15 protein-coding genes are annotated in these 20,296 nt (G+C 72.0%); 8 read left to right on the top strand and 7 right to left on the bottom strand.

Annotation, left to right across the window (positions count from 1 at the left end):
* The first annotated feature begins 27 nt into the window (after positions 1-27).
* Positions 28-1,080, top strand: coding sequence for a DUF2599 domain-containing protein (locus ACFWIS_RS06185; protein ID WP_380458207.1), 1,053 nt, complete (start codon positions 28-30; stop codon positions 1,078-1,080).
* 84 nt (positions 1,081-1,164) lie between these two features.
* Here ACFWIS_RS06185 and ACFWIS_RS06180 read toward each other — a convergent pair whose 3' ends face one another.
* On the bottom strand, positions 1,165-6,240 hold the full coding sequence (locus ACFWIS_RS06180) for a glycosyl hydrolase family 18 protein (RefSeq protein ID WP_380458206.1): 5,076 nt from the start codon (positions 6,238-6,240) through the stop codon (positions 1,165-1,167).
* Between the two features lie 1,267 nt (positions 6,241-7,507).
* Here ACFWIS_RS06180 and ACFWIS_RS06175 point away from each other — a divergent pair.
* Together ACFWIS_RS06175 and ACFWIS_RS06170 are read left to right on the top strand one after the other, a co-directional pair.
* Positions 7,508-8,125, top strand: a complete 618-nt coding sequence (locus ACFWIS_RS06175) for a TIGR03086 family metal-binding protein (protein ID WP_380458204.1) — start codon at positions 7,508-7,510, stop codon at positions 8,123-8,125.
* A 65-nt stretch (positions 8,126-8,190) separates the two neighbouring features.
* Positions 8,191-8,832 carry a DedA family protein gene (locus ACFWIS_RS06170; RefSeq protein WP_380458202.1) on the top strand — a complete coding sequence of 214 codons (642 nt, stop codon included), beginning with the start codon at positions 8,191-8,193 and terminating at the stop codon, positions 8,830-8,832.
* A 278-nt stretch (positions 8,833-9,110) separates the two neighbouring features.
* On the opposite strand, the gene ACFWIS_RS06165 is transcribed toward ACFWIS_RS06170, so the two are convergent.
* A complete protein-coding gene (locus ACFWIS_RS06165; RefSeq protein WP_380458200.1) occupies positions 9,111-10,685 on the bottom strand; it encodes an alpha/beta hydrolase in 1,575 nt (524 codons plus the stop codon).
* Between the two features lie 447 nt (positions 10,686-11,132).
* On the opposite strand from ACFWIS_RS06165, the gene ACFWIS_RS06160 reads away from it, so the two are divergent.
* Positions 11,133-11,840 (top strand): Tat pathway signal sequence domain protein, encoded by a 708-nt coding sequence (locus ACFWIS_RS06160; RefSeq protein WP_380458198.1) that lies wholly within the window; start codon positions 11,133-11,135, stop codon positions 11,838-11,840.
* A gap of 177 nt (positions 11,841-12,017) precedes the next feature.
* Positions 12,018-13,271 (top strand): threonine/serine exporter family protein, encoded by a 1,254-nt coding sequence (locus ACFWIS_RS06155; RefSeq protein WP_380458196.1) that lies wholly within the window; start codon positions 12,018-12,020, stop codon positions 13,269-13,271.
* Positions 13,272-13,319: 48 nt separating this feature from the next.
* Here the strand turns inward: ACFWIS_RS06155 and ACFWIS_RS06150 are convergent, their stop codons facing one another.
* A complete protein-coding gene (locus ACFWIS_RS06150) occupies positions 13,320-13,727 on the bottom strand; it encodes a hypothetical protein (protein ID WP_380523490.1) in 408 nt (135 codons plus the stop codon).
* 279 nt (positions 13,728-14,006) lie between these two features.
* Positions 14,007-14,612 (bottom strand): TetR/AcrR family transcriptional regulator, encoded by a 606-nt coding sequence (locus ACFWIS_RS06145; protein ID WP_380458192.1) that lies wholly within the window; start codon positions 14,610-14,612, stop codon positions 14,007-14,009.
* Between the two features lie 143 nt (positions 14,613-14,755).
* Between ACFWIS_RS06145 and ACFWIS_RS06140 the strand changes: the two genes are divergently transcribed.
* Together ACFWIS_RS06140 and ACFWIS_RS06135 are read left to right on the top strand one after the other, a co-directional pair.
* Positions 14,756-15,730, top strand: coding sequence for a zinc-binding alcohol dehydrogenase family protein (locus tag ACFWIS_RS06140; RefSeq protein ID WP_380458190.1), 975 nt, complete (start codon positions 14,756-14,758; stop codon positions 15,728-15,730).
* Between the two features lie 181 nt (positions 15,731-15,911).
* Positions 15,912-16,247, top strand: coding sequence for a GNAT family N-acetyltransferase (locus ACFWIS_RS06135; RefSeq protein ID WP_380458188.1), 336 nt, complete (start codon positions 15,912-15,914; stop codon positions 16,245-16,247).
* 69 nt (positions 16,248-16,316) lie between these two features.
* Here ACFWIS_RS06135 and lpdA read toward each other — a convergent pair whose 3' ends face one another.
* Positions 16,317-17,723, bottom strand: a complete 1,407-nt coding sequence (gene lpdA, locus ACFWIS_RS06130; protein ID WP_380458186.1) for a dihydrolipoyl dehydrogenase — start codon at positions 17,721-17,723, stop codon at positions 16,317-16,319.
* A gap of 267 nt (positions 17,724-17,990) precedes the next feature.
* Entirely contained in the window at positions 17,991-19,577 is a 1,587-nt protein-coding gene (locus ACFWIS_RS06125) for a M28 family peptidase (protein ID WP_380458225.1), read from the bottom strand.
* Positions 19,578-19,851: 274 nt separating this feature from the next.
* Between ACFWIS_RS06125 and ACFWIS_RS06120 the strand changes: the two genes are divergently transcribed.
* Positions 19,852-20,028, top strand: coding sequence for an antitoxin (locus tag ACFWIS_RS06120; RefSeq protein WP_380458184.1), 177 nt, complete (start codon positions 19,852-19,854; stop codon positions 20,026-20,028).
* 39 nt (positions 20,029-20,067) lie between these two features.
* Here ACFWIS_RS06120 and ACFWIS_RS06115 read toward each other — a convergent pair whose 3' ends face one another.
* Positions 20,068-20,271: a hypothetical protein gene (locus ACFWIS_RS06115; protein WP_380458183.1), complete on the bottom strand. Its 204-nt coding sequence runs from the start codon at positions 20,269-20,271 to the stop codon at positions 20,068-20,070.
* Positions 20,272-20,296 lie beyond the last annotated feature (25 nt).

Below are 20,296 nucleotides of genomic sequence, written 5' to 3'. Positions count from 1 at the left end.
CGGTCACATCCAGGAATACTGCCGGTCATGAACAGGCCAAAAGCTACCCGGCTCCTCGCCGCACTCGCCGCCTGCGCGACCGGCGCCTCCGTGCTGGTGGGCGTCCAGGCGACCCCGGCCTCCGCGGAGGTCTTCTGCGGCTCCCACTCGGTGGACGGCGCCATCTGGACGGAGTACACCCAGACGCCCGGCGTGCGGCAGGCACTCGGCTGCCCGACCAGCGATGAACTCGGCCTTCCCGACGGGGTCGGCCGCCGCCAGGTCTTCGACAACGGCTCGATCTACTGGAGCCCGAACACCGGGGCGCACGCCGTGTGGGGCCTCATCGGCCAGGAGTGGGGCCAGCACGGCTGGGAGGGCGGCTACATGGGGTACCCGCTCACCGACGAGCTGAAGAACCCCGACGGGATCGGCGTCCGCCAGCAGTTCCAGAACGCCACGGTCTACTGGTCCCCCAGCACCGGAGCGCACGCGGTGCACGGCAACATCGGCTGGTGGTGGGGGCAGTACGGGTACGAAGGGGGGACGTACGGCTACCCCACCAGCGACGAGTACGACACCGGGCACGTCGGCGGCAACGTCGACGACAACAACGGCATCCGCCAGGACTTCCAGTCCGGCAAGTACCTCCTGTGGAGCGGCGGTCAGGCCGACGCCTTCGAGGCCTGCCAGAGTGCGTGCATCGGCTACGGCGGCACCACCAACACGAAGTGGGTGGTGAAGACCGAGGTCTACGTGAACTGGACCAACAGCCGCCTGACGTCCGTCCACGTCACCCCGACCGCCGCCGCGTTCAAGACCGTCACCGGGAACGACGACGCCGCAAGCGACGTGCAGGACGACTGGAAGCAGGTGTGGTCCAACACCCGCATGTTCCCCGGCGCCACCCAGACCGAGCAGAAGTCCACCTACCAACAGCTCTTCTGCCACGCGCAGTTCTCCTACCCCAACCCCGACGGCGGGCACTTCGGCGGCCCGACCTGGGACTTGGAGACCTGGCGCCCCGAACTCACCGGAAATGCCGACGCGGTTCTCAAGAAGATGCTCGCCTCCAAGTGCAACTGGGACACCGACTCGTAACACCCGGTCGTCCGGCTCCCCTCGGCCGAAGGAGCCGGCCGGGCACCGGTGGAAGTACGGTGCCCGGCCGGCCGGTTCCCGGGGTTACGGCGCCGGGCTCAGCTTCTTCCAGGGTCGGCCGCCGTTGGCCTCCGCCGTGCCGGGGGCGGCGGTGGTGTACCACTGGGCGTACCAGTAGTAGCCCTGGTACTTCACGAACGCGGCCGTCGAGGCGGCCGGGTCGCCGGCGAGGAGGTGGGTCTCCCGCACGGTGGAGCCGCCGGAGACCTCGATGTCGTTGCCGCCGGCGGAGCGCAGCTTGAACAGGCCGTTGTGCTCGGGCCCGCCGGGTGCGCCTTCGCTGCCGTTGTCGGCGATCGGGACGAGCCGCCACTTCTGCTCGGTCCGCCCGTCGCACGGGAGCGAGGCGATGTCCTGCCGGGAGGTGGTGGCGGTCAGGCACCTGCCGCCGCCGGCGACGGTGTAGAGGCCGCCGCCCGCGTTCTGGATCTGCCAGTACTGGTTGGGGTTCTGCTCGTTCAGCTCCACGAGGTGCGCCCGGGACTGGTCCGGGTTGTTGTCGATCATCATGGGCTTGCCGGCCTGGCTGTCGCCGTACTCGAACATCCAGCCCCTGTCGCCCTTGTCGTACATCCGCCACAGCCGTCCGCCGTCGGGCCGGTAGACCTGGTCCTGCTTCCAGTCCGGCGCCTGGCAGGAGCTGCCCGCGGTGGGGGCCGGCGGTGTCACGGTGCGGACGTCGCGGCGCTGGTCGCCGGTCGAGCCGTACTCCCGGCCGCCGATCTTGAACGTCACGTTGGACGGCCCGGTGATCGGCAGGTAGTACTTCAGGTCGATGTCCCGGGACTTGCCCGGCGCCAGGTCCTCGCAGTAGCCGAGGGTGAGGGTGAGGCGGTGGAAGTCGCCCTTGAGGCCGCCGGTGTTGGGGCCGGTGTGGCCGGGCACGAGGCCCTTCATCTCCTTGTAGTCGTTGTCCTTGACGACCGGCGGCATCGAGGTGGGCAGGTCGAGGGAGATCTCGGTGCCCTGGGCGAGGGTGACGCCGGAGTTGTTGGTGATCCGCAGCTTCGGCTGGACGGGGTAGAAGTCGTCCTTCCCGGTGGGGAACTCCACCAGTTCGGCCTTCACGTCGATCACCTCGGCGGGCTGGGCCCGCCCGCCGGCCTTGGTGTTGCCGGCGGCGCCGGCGCCCTTGAGGACCTCGTCCAGGCGGGTGGTCAGGTCGTAGCCCATGCCCCATTCCCCGCCCGGCCGCTGGGCGTAGTCGCCGGCGAGCTCCCAGATCATCGCGCCGCCGATGCCCTTGTCGACGATGTACTTCGCCTTGGCGTCGATCGACTTCTCGTTCTCGGTGGACAGGAACACCTTCTTGGTGTCGTTCCACAGCCAGGGCGCCTGGAGCGCGTCTGAGTACTTCGGCGCGTAGGTGCCGGTCAGCTGCCCGCTGGTCAGGCCGGTGTCGACGCCGTAGGAGCGCAGGTAGCCGGGGGTTCGGCCGTCCTGGAGGTTCTTGGTGTGCCACAGCGGGTTGGACCCGGCGCCGACCTCCCGCTCGTTCTCCAGGTCGTGCCAGAGGTTGTCGATCCCGACCGCGCCCATCCCGCAGAACTGCGCGTTGGCGGGCCCCCGGCCGCCGGTGCCCAGCGGGCACTGCGCCTGGTCCGGCATCGCGGCCGTGCCCCACAGCCCGTCGGTGCCGCCCTGGACGTCGCGCCAGCCGCGCGAGTAGTACGGGATGCCGAGGTTGATCCGGCCGGGCGGCAGGGCGCCCCGGTAGTAGTGGTAGGCCCAGTCGGTGTTGAAGTAGCCCTCCTTCTGGAAGTCCTTGGTGTCGGGCGCCTGGTCGTCGTAGATCCCGGCGTCCGCCAGCTCGTTGTCGCGCCCGTCGTCGTACAGCGGGGCCTGCGGGCCGACGAACTTGTTCCAGGAGCCGTGCAGGTCGTAGGTCATGACGTTGACGAAGTCCTGGTACTGGAGCGACTGCCCGGCGTCCAACCCGCGCACCAGGTAGCCCGACGAGGAGCCGGCCGAGGTCAGCAGGTAGTAGCGGCCCTTCTCCGCGCCGGAGCGGTCCAGCTTCTCCCGCAGCGTCTTCATCAGGGCGTTGTAGCCCTGCTGGAGGCCCTTGCGGCGCGGGTTGGAGACGTCCCAGTCCAACGGGTTGCCGGTGTCGGGCAACGCCGTCGGGTACTCGTAGTCGATGTCGACGCCGTTGAAGCCGTACCGGTCCAGGAAGGCGGTGACGGAGTCCGCGAACGCGTCGATGCCCACCTGGTTCACCGAACCGTCGGCGTTGGTGGCCATCGCGTAGAAGCTCCGGGTGCCCGCCCAGCCGCCGACCGAGATCAGCGTCTTCACCGCCGGATGCTTCTTCTTGTAGGTGTTCAGCAGGTTGAAGTGCCCCTTGTACGGCAGCGAGGCGTCCATCGCGTTCTTCTCTCCCGGCCAGGTCATGCCGGTCGCCGGGTTGGCAGGGTCGTTCGGGTCGCCGATGTCGATCCGATTGTCCTTGACGTCTGCGAACGCGTAGTTGACGTGGGTGACCTTCGACCAGGGGATGTTCGACGCCAGGTACTTCGGGTCGCCGCTCTTCCCCGCGCGCCATCCGGTGAAGTAGCCCACCACGCGCCGGGTGCGGTCGTTGCCGACCCACTCGCGGCCAGCGCCGTCGTACACGTCGCAGTACCGCGCCGCGACGCCCTGGGTCGGCGTCATGCCCTCGGGACGGCAGTCGCCCGAGGCGGCGGGCTTGGTGCCACGGTTGTCCGGGGAGGCGTCGAACGGATCGCCCGCGTCACCGCCGTCGGGCTGGCCCACCGGGGGGGTCGCCAGCTGCCACTTCTGGGCGTCGCTCCGGTTGCAGTCGTAGAGTTGCAGCGGTCGGCCGGTGTCCGAGCCGGGGACGTCCAGGCACTTGCCGGAGTTCGGGTTCCGCAGTTCCTGCCGCGCGCTGTAGAACCACTTCTGGGAGGCGGAGCCGTTGCACGTGTACAACTGGATGGCCGTCCCGCTGTCGACGCGCCCGCCGTCGACGTCCAGGCACTTGGCCAGCGCCTGCAGCGTGCCGTCGTCCGTCACCGTCCACGCCTGCCCGTCGGAGCCGGTGCAGTCCGTGAGCCGGATCGGGGTCCGGTCGTCCCGGCTGCCGCCGCGCGGCTCCACGCACTTGCCGCCCAGCCCTCGGATCGTGCCCACCTGCGTGCCCGTCCCGGTCTCCCGGAGCTTCCACCGCTGGGCCTGACTGTTCGCGTCGCAGGCCGTCACGGCGAGCGCCTCGCCCGGGTTGCCCGCGGTCAGACAGCCGCCGTCGGCGGAACTGACCAGGGTGTACCAGCCGTTGCCGGCGCCCTTCGGCTGCCAGACCTGGTTGGCGTTGCCCTCCTCGGTCCGGATGAGGTGAGTGGTGTGCGGCCCGGGATCGTGGTCGACCACCATGCCCGGATCCAGTGAGGAGGCGATCCGCCAGTTCCCGCCGCCCAGCGAGCGCATCACCCAGTGCTGGGCACCGCTGCCGTTGGGCCCGTACGCCTGGACGCTCGTCCCGGCGGCGGTGCTGCTGCCGCTCAGGTCAACGGCCATACCGGTGGCCGACCGCAGCTCCACCTGCTGACCCTCGCGCGGGTCCGTCCCGGGGTCCGGGTCGCGCGGGGTGACGGCCACCTCCCCGGGGTAGTCGATGTACCAGAACTGGTTCTCATTGACACCCTTGGGGCAGGGATCGATGCCGACCCAGTTCGTGTCACTAGACCGCTGCCCCGGATCCTGCGTGAGGCAGGCTGACCCGTCGCTCTGGTCCAGGGACAGCGCGATCCGGCCGTCTGGGGTCCCCGAGTGGAACCAGCCGAGCTGGTCGCCGCCCAGGGACGCCCAGTTCCTACCGCTGAGGAAGTTGTGCCACAGGGTCAGGTAACGCCCATTGTGCTGCGCCTGCAACGTCAGCTTCTGGCCCACGTTGTGGAGCAGCCACCGCTGGCTGGCCCGTCCGTCGTCGGGACGGGTGACGAGGTAGTCGTCCTTGCCCGTTCCCGCCGCGTCCAGCACCTCGCCCGTCCGGGCGTTGCGCAGCCGGACGACGCCCTCACGAATCCGGACGTTGTCGGGATCGACCTTCAGATCGCCGCCCGAACCCGCACAGATATAGGCGTAGCTCTTGCTCCTGGCGGCCACCTTGCCGAACTCGGTCAGGCACTGCGACAACGCCTGCTGTCCGAAGGCGTTGGGGTGGACGGCCTCCTGGACGTCGCCCTGCGCGTTGGGCGTGATCCACCCGGCCTTCGGAATGTACGGGACCCAGCGGACCCACTCGGCCTTCGAGGCCGGCAACGGGTTTCCGTTGTTGTTCTCCGCTGACGCCTGATCCGCGTTCTTGGAACACAACTCGTGCCCGACGAAGGCGTTCTGGACGTCCAGGAACCTCGCCCCGACGGTCCCCGCAGCCTGCCGCAGCATGTCGCTGATCTGCGGCACCAGCGTCTTGTGCGCCCAGTCGGCGTCGGGATCGGTGAACGGGCAGCCTCCCTTACGGAAGCGCGCGTCGGTGACCGCGCCGGAGGGGTAGCGGAAATCGGCCGCAACCGGAATCGGGTTGGGATAGGACTGGAGCACCAACTGGTAGCCCGACTGGCCGGCCTGGCTCATCGTGGAGCGGATCGCGGCGAGCGTCTTGACGATGTCCGCCCTCACCGCGTCGACCTTGCGGGCGATCTGAGCCGCCTTGTTGGGGGAGGAGCAGATCTCCTCCCAGTAGTAGTAGGCCTTTGCGCAGTCCGTGACGATCCCGCTGAAGTCCAGGTCGTTGCCGCCGATGGACACCGCGATCATCCGGATGTCGTGGGTGCGGGCGAGGTCGGCCAGCTGCTGGATCTGCGGCTTCTCGCCGTTGTGTGACTCCGAGAGGATGTCCTTGGTCGTCGCGCCCGAGCAGGCGAGGTTGAACCGCCGCTCCACCGGGATGCCCTCGAACTCGGTCCCCTTGACGGGGGCGATGTCGGAGCGGTCACAGTGGTTGCCGCCGTTGTCGTAGGACGTGGTGTCGTAGACGCAGTCCTGCCCCGCCTGGCACCGCGACCGCCGGTCCGTTCCCCAGACGTCCCCGTCCTGCTTGGTCAGCGCGTTGCCCGCCCACCGGCCGCCCTCGCCGGAGATGTAGCTGTCGCCCATCGACACGATCGCCTTGGGTTTGGACGGAGCGCAGTCCGTCGCAGACGTGTGCACGGCGATGTCCGCACCGGCCTCGGAGGGCGGAGTCGACCTGGGTACGACCGGTGCCTGGGCGGGAGCGGGCCCGGGAACCGGAGGGCCTGGTCGGTTGCAGTCCTGACCCCGACCGCGCGGGTCGACGGCGAAGGAAACGGGGTAGTGGTCGGAGCTCTCCATATATGTGAGGCGGCGTGCCGCATACTCGTGGTCGGCTTGAAGCCCGTGAGCAACCATGTAGTCGTATTCCGACTCAGGGTTCGGTACCTCGTACGTCGGGAGTCCGGAGTCGATGATCTGAGTCCCGGGCCCGCCCAGCCCCAGCGGAAGTGTGTCGGGCTCCCGGTTGAAATCGCCTATCACTGTCCACAAGGCCGCCGGACCTGGGTACTTGTTCGCAACGGCCTGAACCAGGCCAGGGGCATCCGGGCCTCCTGGGGAGTCTGCGTGAATGTTGTAGAACCAAGCGTCATCGCGGCGGATACCGAACGCAGGGCGGGGATTGGCAACACCCCCCACCGCCGGAAGAACACCTACTGCGACTGCAGCCCGATCGCTGACCGTCACCAACGCCCGGCCATTTCGAGGGGTTTCCAGGAAATAGACGTAGTAGACACGGCCGTTCTGCGGGTGGGTCCACTGGTACGTGACGACTCGGAACGCGCCGTCTGCGTCGTCGTTCCACCCGGGCGTATCGGTGTCGAACCCCGGACGCACGAACTTCACGTCCGTCTGTACCATGCCGGGCGGCACGGTGTCGGGATGCTCCTGCAACGCGACCACGTGGTACCGGTCCAGGAGGTGGGGCAGGTCGTCGGGGTTCGACCATTTCGCCGTGCCCCCGCGCATGTTCCAGGTCGCCACCGTGGCATCTGTGATCGCGGCGGAGGCGCGCGGTGCGAACGTCGGGAGTGTCTGCGCGAGCACGGCGATCAGAGCGAGCGCCAGGACGACAGCTATGCGCGCCGGGAAAGATCGCGTCATCGGCGACCTTTTTCCCAACTGTGAACGTATATGACGGTCGAGCATTCCGTTCCTCAAATCTCACGGCGCCTCATCAGGAGACGTCGAGTGTCGAGTGATGCTCGATCGAAGCAGTGGGCGGCATACGTTCGGTCAACGCTCGGCCAGGAAAGCCGGCGGCCAGCCTCTCATGGGCGGGGTCGCGGGTTTTGCGTCGATGTCCGATAGCCGCCGGTCCCGGCGGCGTGCGGCCGACATGCTGGGGTGCATGACCAGTACCTTCGACGGGCTCATCGACCGGTTCCTGCTGTCCAGTGGGGAATTCGAGCGGCGGCTGCGATGCGTCCGAGGCGGACAGTGGGCCGCGCCGACCCCGTGCGCGGAGTGGAACGTGCGGCAGTTGGTCAACCACATGACCCGAGGGAACCTCGCCTACGTGCGTCTGCTGCACGGTGGCGACGCGGCGGAGTTCCTGCGGCTACGGGACGTCGACGCGCTCGGCGCCGATCCGCTGGAGGCCTACGTCCGGTCCGTCGGGGAGGTGGCGCGGGAGTTCGGCCGGGTCGGTGCTCTGGAGCGGGTCCTGGACTATCCCCTGGGTCCGGTGGCTGGGCGGCAGGCGCTCGCCGTGCGGATCACGGACAGCACCGTCCACTCCTGGGACCTCGCACGGGCCCTCGGTCTGGACGACGCCCTCGACGCCGAGCTCGTCCGGTGGATCGACGGGAATCTCGACGCCGTCTACGCCGGCCTGCCGGAGACGCCCACCGCCGCCGGGACGACCCACCGGTTCTTCGCCGCCCCCGAGGGGGCGCCGACCCGGGACGCATCACTCCAGGTCCGTCTGCTGCACCGGATGGGGCGGCTGCCGGCCGCCGGGGGCTGAGGCCCGATCCGGACAAGCGTTACATTGGGGCGGAAAGGGGCCCGATCGCCGACGGGGTGTGGCGGATGCACTCGATCACCGACTGGTTGCGCGGCCTGTCCGGCCCGGTCGTGTACGCGGTCGTCGGCGGCATGGTCTTCACCGAGGACGCCCTGTTCTTCAGCTTCTTCATCCCCGGCGAGACCGCCGCCGTCATCGGCGGCTTCATCGCCCACCAGGGCAGCGTCTCGCTCGGCTGGATGGTCCTGGTCGTGGTCTGCGCGGCCGTCCTCGGGGACTCCGCCGGTTACGAGATCGGGCGGCACCTCGGCCCGGCGATCCTGCGCACCCGCCCGCTGCGGCGCCACGCCAAGCCGGTCGACTCGGTGCAGGACCTGATCCGCCGACGCGGTCCGGCCGCCGTCTTCGTCGGCCGGTTCATCGCCTTCTTCCGCCCGCTGGTGCCCTCGCTGACCGGGATGTCCCGGATGCCGTACCGCCGCTTCCTGCTCTACAACGCCCTCGGCGGGCTCGCCTGGGGCATCGGGTTCACCCTTCTGGGCTACTTCGCCGGGGCCGCCTACGCCCGGGTCGAGGGCACCGTCGGCCGGGTCGCCGCCCTCACGATCGCCGTGCTCGTCGCCGTCGCCCTCCTGGTCTGGTACCTGCGGCGGCACCGTACCCGGGGCGGTGAGCGCTCGGAGGACGACGATGGAGGCAAGCCCTGAACCAGGGGGCTCAGTGCTCGGGGACGGTGTACGCGGCGCGGATGCCGCCGTGGACGGGGAGCTCGGAGGCCGACGTCCAGCGGCTGTCGGTCGATTCCGACCACCTGCCCGGCCTCGGCGGCGAACCGCCCCGCGACGGCGTCGGCGATGGCTCCGCCCGCACCGGCGATGACGCAGATCCGCCCGCTCAGCCGCCCCGGTCCTGGTCCCGCCCGGGGCCGCCCCTCTCGTCGGTCCCGCTCGATGCCGCCGAGCCCTCCTCGCCCGTCCCCGAACCGCTACGGGAACGGCGGCCCGTCCGGTGCGCAGACCTGGCCGGGCGGCGGGAGTTCGCCGTCCAGCAGGTAGCGCTCCTCGTAGCCGGCGGCGCAGGCGCTCGGGTTGCCGAGGACGGTGTGGCCCGGGCCGTCGACGGTCAGCAGCCGGCCCCGGGCCAGGGTGTCGGCCAGCGTGCGGGAGCCCTGGTAGGGCCAGGCCGGGTCGCCGGTGTTGGCGACGACCAGCACGGGCGCGGCGGTGCGACGGTCCCAGGGCCCGTCGTAGCGGTCCCGGGCGGCCTCGGCCGGCCAGCCCGCGCAGCGCTGGGTCTGCCAGACCCAGTACGGACCGAGGGCGCCGGAGCGCGCCTGGGCGAGGTCGGCGAGCGCCGGGTAGTCGGCGTCCGCGGGCGGGTTGGCGGTGTCGGCGCACAGCACGCCGAGGACCTGGGTCTGGTACGGCGGCGCGCCGGTGGGCTGCGGTGCGGCCGGGGTGTCCGCGGCGGTCCACAGGCTCTGCAGCTGCTGGCCCAGGGCCGCCCAGCCGGGGCTGTGGAACGCCGGCTCCGGCTGGGCGGAGTAGAGCAGCGGGGCGATGGCCGAGACGGCGGTCGCCCGGTCGTAGGTGACGGCCTGCGGCCCGGTGCCGACGGTGACCGGGCCGCGCTCCAGGCGGTCCATCAGCCCGCTGTACTCGGCCCGGGTCGCCGCCGGACTGCCGACCGAGAAGGCGCAGTCCGCCGGGGACGCGGCGCCGCAGCGGTCGAGGAAGTCGTCCAGGGTGCGGGCCGAGCCGAGGTCGCTGCCGGTGCGCAGGAAGGGCGGCAGAGCGCGGTCCTGCGGGGTGCGGCCGGTGGACCAGGCGACCGGGTCGACACCGCTGTCCAGGACCATGGCGCGGACCCGGCCGGGGAAGAGGTTGGCGTAGGTGGCGCCCAGGTACGTGCCGTAGGAGGTGCCGAGGTAGTTGAGCCGCCGCTCGCCGACGGCCTGGCGCAGCAGGTCGAGGTCGCGGGCGACGTCCGCGGTGGACAGGTGGGCGAGCAGGCCGGTGCGGTCGTTCGCGGCGCACCGGTGGCCCAGTTGGGCATAGGTGTCGGCCCAGCGCGACTGCTGCTCGGCGCCGACCGGGTAGCCCGCGGGGAGTCCGCCGAGCAGGACCTGTTCGGCGGCCGGGCCGGGGAAGCACTGCAGGGTGGTGGAGGCGCCGACGCCGCGCGGGTCGAAGCTGACGATGTCGAAGCGCCTGCGCACCTCCGCGGGGAACAGCGGGGCCGCGGCGGGCAGCGCCGCGGTGCCGGGGATCGCCGGTCCGCCCGGGTTGTAGAACAGCGTGCCGACCCGGTGCCCCTGATCGTCGGCGGGGCGGCGGATGAGCGCCAGCTCGATCGAACGGCCGCGCGGGGCCCGGTGGTCCAGCGGCACCCGGGCGGTGTCGCACTGGAAGCCGGGGGCGCAGGGCTTCGACCAGCTCAGGGCCGGCACGGGCGGGACGGGCGCGGCGGCCGCGACGGCAGCCGGGGTCAGGGCGGCCAGCAACAGGCCGGCGGCCGTGGCGGCTGCGGCGCGGAGGGTGGTGGAACGCGGTCGGGGCACGGGCGGCTCTCTCGTCGGTCGCAGGGGTCGGGCATGTCACAGGGGTCGGGCATGTCGGAGGGGACGGGCATGTCGGAGGGGACGGATGATCCACACGGCACGAGGACGCCATGCGGATCGTGGGAACCACAGGACTCGTCCGGTCCGACGGCACGGAGTCTTCCGTCCGCCGCTGTCAGGACTCTGACAGCGCACCGGCATTTCGCTGACACCCCGTCGGCGCGGCTCGCCGCCGCTCCCGGCGCCCGGCGACGGGGCACGTGCGCCCGGCACGGGACGGCCGGCACGTCAGCCGGCAGGCTTGTTGACGAAACGTCAACAACATTGCCGCAGCGCCTTGACGGCACACCGACACGGTCCTAGAACGGAGTCAGCTCCCCGTTCCCCCAACCCCCGGGAGCAGCGAAAGTTCGCCTTCTCGCCCCTCACCGAAGAAGAGGCTTTCCCATGCGCGCACTCCCCCGCCGCACCGCACCGCTCGCCCTGGCCACCCTCGCCGCGCTCGCCCTGACCGCGGCGGCCCCCGCCTCCGCCACCCCCGCAGCCCCCGCAGCCCCGGCCGACGCCGCCGGCCCGGTGCTCACCACCGGCAGCGTGGGCGGCACCGCGGTGGCGGCGGGTGACGCGCTCGCCGCGCCGCTCGCCGCCAACACCTCCGCGACCTTCTACTCGACCGCCACCAGCACGACCGGCGTCACCTGTGCCACCTCCCAGCTGTCCGCCACGGTGCTGACCAACCCGGCCGCTCCGGGCACCGCCACCGAGTCGATGACCGGGCTGACCTTCGACTCGTGCACCGCCAACGTCACCGGCGTCACCTCGGTGCAGAGCCTGACGGTCGACACCCTCCCCTACGGCCTCTCCGTCGACGACGGCACCGGGCTGCCCGTCACCCTCACCGGCGGCAGCGCCGGCCCGATCCAGGCCACCGCCGTCCTGAACAGCTGGTTCGGCACCATCACCTGCACCTACCAGCTCAGCGGCGCCTTCACCGGCAGCGCCGACAACGGCGGTCAGGGCCTGACCTTCACCAACGAGCACTTCGCCAAGAGCGGCGGCTCCGGCCTCTGCCCCGCCGACGGCTACTTCTCGGCCGGCTACGGCCCGCTCGCCGACACCAGCCAGGCCGGCGCACCGACGGTGTATGTGAACTGATCAGTACATGTGGACCGACTGGTATATGTGAGCTGACCAGTGCGGGCGGGCTCACCGGCGCCCGCGGACCGGCCGGCGCACCACCCGCCCCACCCCAGGGAAACTCGGCCCCGGCCTGGAAGCGATCAGACCGGGGCAGATTCGGACCCAACCGGGCGGGATGGGACGATACCTGCCATGTCTAGCAAGTCTCCATCGGTGCGGGGCGCCGAGGCCCCCGCCGACCAGCTCCGCCGCCTGCTGCTCGAACTGGGCGACGCCCTGCTGGGCGGGGGCCTGCCCGTCCATGAGGTCGAGGAGGAGCTCCGCGGGCTCGGGCGGGCGTCGGGGGCCCCCGACGTACGGGTCGCCGCGCTCACCAACGGCCTGTTCGTCGCCCTCGACAGCGCGGACGCCACCCGGTTCCAACCGGTCGGGGCGGCGCTGCGGTTCGAGCAGACCGCGGACGTCCTCCACCTGGTGCACCGGCTGCGCTCGGGCGAGCTGGACGGGCCCCGGGCCCTGGACGAGCTGGACCGCGTCCGCCGGGCACCGGCCCGCTGGCCCGCCTGGGTCGCGGACCTCGGGGCGCTGCCGGTCGGGGTGGGCGTCTGCCTGTTCCTCCAGCCGGTGACGGCGAACGTGCTGGCCGCCGGGGCCGGTTCGGTGATCGTGGCGGGCCTGACCGTGCTGGCCCGCCGACTGCCCCGGCTGCGCCCGCTGCTGCCCGTCACGGCCGGGTTCCTGGTGGCGCTGCTCGTCCTGTCGCTCGCCCGGGTCGGCCTGCTGGAGGGGCCGCTGCGCACGATCGTCGCCACCCTCGCGATCCTGCTGCCGGGCGGGCTGTTGGTCACCGGGCTGTCGGAGATCGCGGCGGGCGCCGCCAGCGCCGGCACGGCCCGGCTGGTGTCCGGCGCGGTGCAGCTGGCGCTGTTCCTGGCCGGGGTGGCGGCGGCTACCACCGCGATCGGGATGCCGGCCAGCGCGCTGGCCAACGTTCAGGTGGCCAAGCCTAGTTGGTGGGTGATCGGGGTGGGGCTGGCGATCGCCGTGGCCGGCGTCGTGGTCAATGTGAACACCCCGCCCTCGGCCATTCCGTGGATCGCCGCGGTGATCGCGGTCAGCGTCACCGTGCAGGTGGTGGTGGGCTCGGTGCACGGCGCCGCGATAGGCGGCCTGGCCGGCGCCGTCAGCGCCGCCGTCGCGGCCACCGTGGTGCACTGGCTGCCCGGCGGCCCGCTCTGGCAAGTGCTCTACCTCCCGGCGTTCTGGATCGTGGTGCCGGGCTCCTTCGGGCTGCTGAACACCGCGCAGATCGAGGTCGGCAACGGGGCGCAGTCGGTGCTGGCCGCCGTGTCGGCGGTGTTCGGGGTGTCGATCGGCACCCTGATCGGCTCGGTGATCAGCCGGATCCCGCGCCCCGGCCCGGCCGTGCTCCAGCTACGGGCCTGACCCCGCCCCGCTCACCCTCCGCAACCACCGACCGGCGCGGCCCCCGGCTCAACCGGTGGCCGCGCCGCCCTGGAGATGGTGGACGTAGGCGGCGGCCCGGGCCCAGAAGACGCTGAGCGGCAGGGCGAGGACGCAGCCGGCGATCACCAGCAGGAAGTCCTCGATCCCGTGGGACGTGCCCCAGACGTTGTTCAGCCCGGGATAGGCGACGATCGCGAGCCCGGCGAAGACCGGGGTGACCGCCGGGCCGCACAGTCCGGCGGCGACCACCGGGACCAGGGCCAGCCAGCCGAGGGACTCGAAGGTGCGGGGCGTGAGGGCCTCCACGACCACCACCGCCGCCGGCAGCAGGACGGGGATCAGCCAGGACCGGTGGCCGCAGCGGATCAGCACCGGCAGCTGGGTGCCGGGCCCCGACGGCGGCTGTGACGGCCCGTACGGCTCCGCGGCACGCACCCGCAACGACCTCTCCGCTCCTCCGGTCGCTCCCACCGACGCTAGGTGGCGGGGGCGGGGCGTCGGGCCAACGCTAGGTGTCGGGGGGCACGGGTGCGCCCCGGCCCGCGCCCGTTCGGCCCAGTCGGTGGACGGCTCGGTCGGTGGACGACCCAGCCGGCAGACGGCCCACTGGGCGGACGGCTCGGTCGCCGGTGAACGGCCCAGACGTCGCTGGAAGCCCCAGTCGCCGCTGAACGGCCCGGTCTGCAGTGGCCGGCCCGGTCCGCAGTGGCCGGCTCAGCCCGTGGGCGCGTCGAGCAGCGGGGTGACGAGCACCCGCAGGGCGTCGGCGAGCCGCTCCCCCTCGCCCTGTTCCAGCAGCCGCAGGATCGGGTCGCTGTGCATCGTGCCGAGCAGGACGTGGGCCAGCAGTTCGGCGTCCAGGTCGGGGCGCTGTTCGGCGATCAGCCCGCTGAGGTGGGCGTGCCAGACCTGGTAGACCGGGTGGGCGCCGCGCGGAGCCTGGTCGGGCGGCTGCGGAGCGGTGGTGACGGCGTGGCCCAGCGCGGCGAGCAGGCTCTTGTTGCGGGCGACCACGGCGACCACGGCGTCCAGGAAGGCGAGCAGCCGTTCCCGGGGCGGGGCGCCCGGGCCGAGCGGCGGCGGCCCGTTGCGGACGGCCTCGTCCAGGTCGAGGGCGCGTTCCTGCATCAGTGCGAGCATCAGGCCCATCCGGTTGCCGAAGCGGTGGAAGACCGTGCCCTTGCCCACCCCGGCGGCGCCGGCGACCTGCTCCATGGAGATCTGCTCGGGCCGGTGCCCGGCCAGCAGTTCCTCGGTGGCGCGCAGGATCGCGCGCCGGTTCCGGGCCGCGTCGGCGCGTTCGCGTCGGTCCTCCGCCATGGGCTGCCCCTTCCCCGTTCGTCTCGTACGCGTGCCCCGTACGGTAACCCGTGGACAACTGGACCGGCGGTCCAGTACGGTCCCGGGGAGAAGTTGACCGCCGGTCCAGTTCGCTGTGGGCCGGCCCGTCGAGGGAGGGCACCATGCGACGCATCCGCTACCACCGGTACGGCGGCCCCGAGGTCCTGACGCCGGAGGAGGCCGACGTCCCCGAACCGGGGCCCGGCCAGGTCCTGCTGCGCGCCGAGGCGATCGGGGCGAACTTCGTGGACACCCGGTTCCGCCGCGGGGCACCGGCCGGATCGGTGTTCCACCGGCCGCTGCCGGGCGTGCTGACCGGCGACGTCGTCGGGACGGTCCAGGCCCTCGGCCCCGGGGTGGACGCCGGCCTGCTCGGGCAGCGGGTCGCCGGGCTCGCCCTGGACGCCTTCGCCGAGTACTCGATCGCCGACGCCACCTGGCTCGCCCCGGTGCCCGACGGCCTCGACCCCGGCGACGCCAGCATGCTGCCGCTCGCCGCACCGGTGGCCCTGGGCGTCCTGCGGGCCGGCCGGCTGGCGCCGGGCGAGACCGTCCTGGTGCACGCCGCGGCCGGCGGGATCGGCCACCTGACCGTCCAGCTGGCGAAGCTGCTCGGCGCCGGCACCGTGATCGCCACCGCCGGCTCGGCCGACAAGCTCGACTTCGTCAAGGCGCTCGGCGCGGACGCCGCCGTCGACTACCTCGCCCCCGACTGGCCCGAGCGGGTACGGGCGGCCGCGCCGCAGGGCGTCGACGTGGTCCTGGACTCGGTCGGCGGTGAAGTCCTGCAACACAGCCTCGAACTGACGGCCCCGCTCGGCCGGGTGGTGCTGTACGGCTCCGCCGACGGCGAGCCGGGCAGTGTGCCGGCGGCCCGGCTGTTCGGGCTTCGCACCGCCGTCGGCTACTCCCTGAACGCCTGGCGCGCGGCCCGGCCGGACCTCGCCCGGCGGGACGTCGACGAAGCCGTCGACCACTTCGCGACCGGCCGGCTGCGGACCACCGTCCACGCCCGCATCCCGCTCGCCGAGGCCGCCACCGCCCACCGGATCATGGAGGAGCGCGCCCAGCTGGGCCGCATCCTGCTGCTGCCCTGATCAGCCGCCCAGATCAACGGCCCAGATCAACGGCCCAGATCAGCGGCCCTGACCAGCGGCCCTGACCAGCCGCTCTGACCAGCCGCTCTGATCAAGCGGGTACGCCGACCGCGCGGGGCCGGGGATACCCTGACCCCGCACCGAAGGCCCGTACGGGCTCCGCGAACGGAAGGCCACCCCGATGAGCACCCCCAACACCCCCGTCGTCGAGCGGGCGGACGCGCTGCACCGCTACGAGATCCGGGTCGACGGCGAACTCGCCGGATTCGCCGAGTACTTGGACCACGACGGGCAGCGGGTCTTCTACCACACCCTGGTCGAGGAGGCCTTCGCCGGCCGCGGCCTGGCCGGACAGCTGGTCCAGGCGGCCCTGACGGACACCCGGGCCGCCGGACAGCGGATCGTGCCGATCTGCCCCTACGTGGCCCAGTTCCTGACCAAGCACCAGGAGTTCACCGACCTCACCGACGAGGTCACCCCGGAGGTCAAGGGCTGGCTGCGCTCCCAACTGCAGTAGTCAGGGCAGCGCTTGACGACGACGGGGCGCCACCGCCGCGCGGGAGCGCCCCGTCGGGCTGCCGGGTCGTCACATGTTGATCATGTGACCGGCGAGACCGTGGATGGCCTCCTTGACCGCCTCGCCCAGGGTCGGGTGGGCGTGCACGTTGCGGGCGACCTCGTGGACGGTGAGGTCCCACTGCTGGGCCAGCGTCAGCTCGGGCAGCAGCTCGGTGACCTCGGGGCCGATCAGGTGGGCGCCGAGCAGCTCACCGTACTTGGCGTCGCTGATCACCTTGACGAAGCCGATCGGGTGGCCGAGGCCGTGCGCCTTGCCGTTCGCGGTGAACGGGAACTTGGCGACCTTGACGTCGTGGCCCAGCTCGCGGGCCTGGGCCTCGGTGTAGCCGAAGGAGGCGATCTGCGGCTGGCAGTAGGTGGCGCGCGGGATCATCGCGAAGTCGACCTCCATGGTCTCCGCCCCACCGATGGTCTCGGCGGCGATCACGGCCATCGTCTCGGCGGCGTGCGCGAGCATCAGCTTGGCGGTGACGTCGCCGATGGCGAAGATGTGCTCGACGCTGGTGCGGCCGCGGCCGTCCACCGCGATGGCGTTGCGGTCGGTGAGCTTGACCCCGGTGTTCTCCAGGCCGTAGCCGTTGACCCTGGGCGCGAAGCCGATCGCCTGGAGCACCTTGTCGGCCTCCAGCACCTGCTGCTGCCCGTCCTTGGTGACGGTGACCCGGACCTTGGCGTTCGGGTCGCTGTCGTCGATCGACTCGACCCGGGTCGAGGTGAGCACCTCGATGCCCAGCTTGCGGTACTGCTTGGCCAGTTCGGTGGAGACCTCGACGTCCTCCAGCGGCACGATCCGGTCCAGGAACTCGACGATGGTGACCTTCACGCCGTAGTTGTGCAGCACGTACGCGAACTCGACGCCGATCGCGCCGGCGCCCGCGATGATGATGCTCTCCGGCAGCTGCTCGGTGAGGATCTGCTCCTCGTAGGTCACCACGCGCTCGCTCAGGCTGGTGCCGGGCAGCAGGCGGGTGGTGGCACCGGCGGCGATGATGCAGTGGTCGAAGGTGACCACGTCGAAGCCGCCACCGCTGAGCGCGACCTGGAGCGTGTGGTCGTCGACGAAGGTGCCCCAGCCGTCGTACTCGGTGATGCCGTTCTTCTTCATCAGGTAGTGGACGCCCTTGACCCGGCCGTCGGCCACCGAGCGGCTGCGGCGGAACGCCTCGCCGAAGTCGAAGGTCACCTGGCCCTCGACCTTGATGCCGAAGGTCTTGGCCTCCTTGGTGAAGATGTGGGCCAGCTCGGCGTTGCGCAGCAGGGCCTTGGAGGGGATGCAACCGACGTTGAGGCAGACGCCGCCCCAGTACTTGGCCTCGATGACCGCGACCTTCAGGCCCAGCTGGGCCGAGCGGACGGCGGCTGTGTAGCCGCCGGGCCCCGCGCCGAGGACGACGACGTCGTAGTGCGTGCTCATGTTGCTGACTCCTCCGAGGGTGTCACGGTGTCGTGATCTCGATCCCATGGTGTCAGGACCGGACCAGGCGCACCCACCGGGTCTCGGCGGACGCGCTCCGCGCGGCACCGTACAGGGCTGGGGGCCGATTGTCAGTGGTGTCCGATACGGTCACTCGCACCCGGCCCCACCAGGGGCGATGACGGAGGGAGGGCTCCGGATGGACGGAACGCGTACGGCGGGCGGGTGGGCCCGCCGCCCGAGGACGGCAGCGGGCCCACCCGGGCGTCAGGCCGCCACCTCGTGGGCCTCGGCGCCGGTCGTGCCGGCACTGCCCGATCCGGCACTTCCCGGGGTGCTCATACCCGTTCCGGCGGCCGGCTGACCGGCCGGGCGCCGGGCCGGCTGCGGGGTCGGTACCGGCCGCTGCAGCGAGGAGAGGTCCCAGGCATAGGTGCCGACGGCGTGGGCGATCACGTCGATGTTGACGTCGAAGGCGTCCATGTCGATGTTGTCCAGGCCGTCACAGGCCTTGTGGTAGCAGGCGTCGAAGGCGGTGCCCGCCGTGCCACCGTAACGGGCCTGCTGCTCGGTGGACTTGATCACCTCGGCACCGGTGTCGGTGCCGCCGGCCGGGATGCCCGCGTCGATGAACGGACCGTAGTCGGAGCGGCCGTTGAAGGCGGACGGGTCGTGCGGCAGCTCCCGGCCGTCCAGGTAGTCGGTGAGGTCCCGCTCGATCTGGGCCGAGCCCTCGGGGCCCGCGTCGCCGCCCGCGCTGCCGGAGCCGTTGTAGACGAACTGCGCGTAGTTGGGGGATGCGATCATGTCGAAGTTGAGGTAGAGCCGGATCTTCTTCCGGTCCGCCTCGGAGAGCGACTTCACGTACGCCTCGGAGCCCTTGAGGCCGAACTCCTCGGCGGACCACCAGGCGAACCGGACCTTGTTCTTCACCGGGCGGACGCCGAGGTTCCTGGCGACCTCCAGGATGCCGGCCGCGCCGGATCCGTTGTCGTTGATGCCCGGCCCGGCGGGGACGGAGTCCAGGTGGGCGCCGACCATCACCGTGTTCGCCGGATCCCCGCCGCGGGTCTCGGCGATGACGTTCCAGGTCTTGCGCGGCTCCATGAAGGTCCGGAGGTCCAGGGTGACCCGCACCGGCCCGGCGGCGGCCTTCGCGGCCAGCGCCTCACCGGCCGCCCGGCTGATCCCGCCGGTCGGGACCTTGCCGGCGGCGGGCTCGCCGAGCGTCCCGTTGAGGTCTCCGTCGGTGTTGTTGTAGATCAGCGCCCCGAGGGCACCTGCGGCCGCCGCGGCCGCCTGCTTCTCGGCGAAGGTGCACCCGCCGCGCCGGATCAGCGCGATCCGCCCGGCGACGGAGCCGGCCGGGTAGTCGGCGGCCGCGCAGCCGGTGGTGGCGGAGACGGGGGCGACGCCCAACTCGGCGGTCAGGCCCGCCTCCGGGCCGCTCACCGAGTACGTCATGGCGAGCACCGGCACCGACTCGACCTGGGGCGACAGCACGTCAAGGTGCTCGGCGCGGGCCTCGAAGAAGGTGTACTCGAACTCCTGCCGGGACACCCTGAGCCCGGCCCGCCGCGCCTGCTCGTAGACGTAGCGCGCGGACTCGTCGTGGCCCTTCGAACCGGCCGCCCTGGTACCGCCGTTGCGGTCGGCGAACCGCTGCAGCGCGGCCAGCGTGCGGTGGGCGGACTCGGCGTCGCCGGCCTCGACCAGCCGCTCGGCCAGCCGGGCGCCCCGGCGTGCCTGGTCCGGCTCGGCGCTGGCACTGCCCGCGCCGGCCAGCAGCAGCGGAGCGGCCAGGGCGGCGGCGGCCAGCGCGGCGCCCGCGCGGTTGCGGGTCAGAGTGCGGATCAGGGTCGGGGTCCGGGTCAGGGCCGAGGTCCGGGTCAGCGGGTGACGGGCGGTGCGCGGGCGCGGTAACGGGGTTGCGGGGTCGAGCGGGGAGGTCTCGCGACGGGTGCGCGGCTTCAAAGCGGCTCCTTCCGACGGTCCGTGGACTCACGATTGGACCCGAACCGCCCTGGCTTGCCAAGGCCGCCACACGCCGTGCGCCGCGAAATGCGGAGGACGCCGCGGGCGGTGATCCTGGAGGGGCGGGGGCGGTCTCATCCAGGAGGGTGACCACATGTCCATGCTGGACAAGCTCAAGAGCATGCTGAAGGGCCACGAGGACCAGGCCAGCAAGGGAGTCGACAAGGCCGGGGACTACGTGGACGAACGCACCGAGGGCAAGTACACCAGCCAGGTCGACACGGCCCAGGACAAGCTGAAGGAGCAGTTCCGCGACCAGCCGCCGCAGTAGCGGGCCCGGTCAGGACCTCCCGGCCGGGGCCGGTGGCGCTCAGCCCCGGCCCCGGCCGAGCTGGTCCGGCTCTCCGTCGGTGTCGCGCTCGGTCTCCCCGCCCGCGCCGCCGCCCGCGCCGGCGCCGCTCTCCCCACCCTCGCCGCAGTTCTCGCAGGGCCCCGGGCCGGGCCGCTCGCGCAGGCGTCCGCACTCCGGGCACACCCGGTCCAGCCAACAGGCCGACTCGCCGCCTTCGTCCATGCCTCCGATTCTGCCCGGCGGGTTT

The organism is Kitasatospora sp. NPDC127060 (assembly GCF_042724935.1).
Taxonomy (GTDB): domain Bacteria; phylum Actinomycetota; class Actinomycetes; order Streptomycetales; family Streptomycetaceae; genus Kitasatospora.
This window is presented reverse-complemented; position numbering and strand designations above follow the sequence as displayed.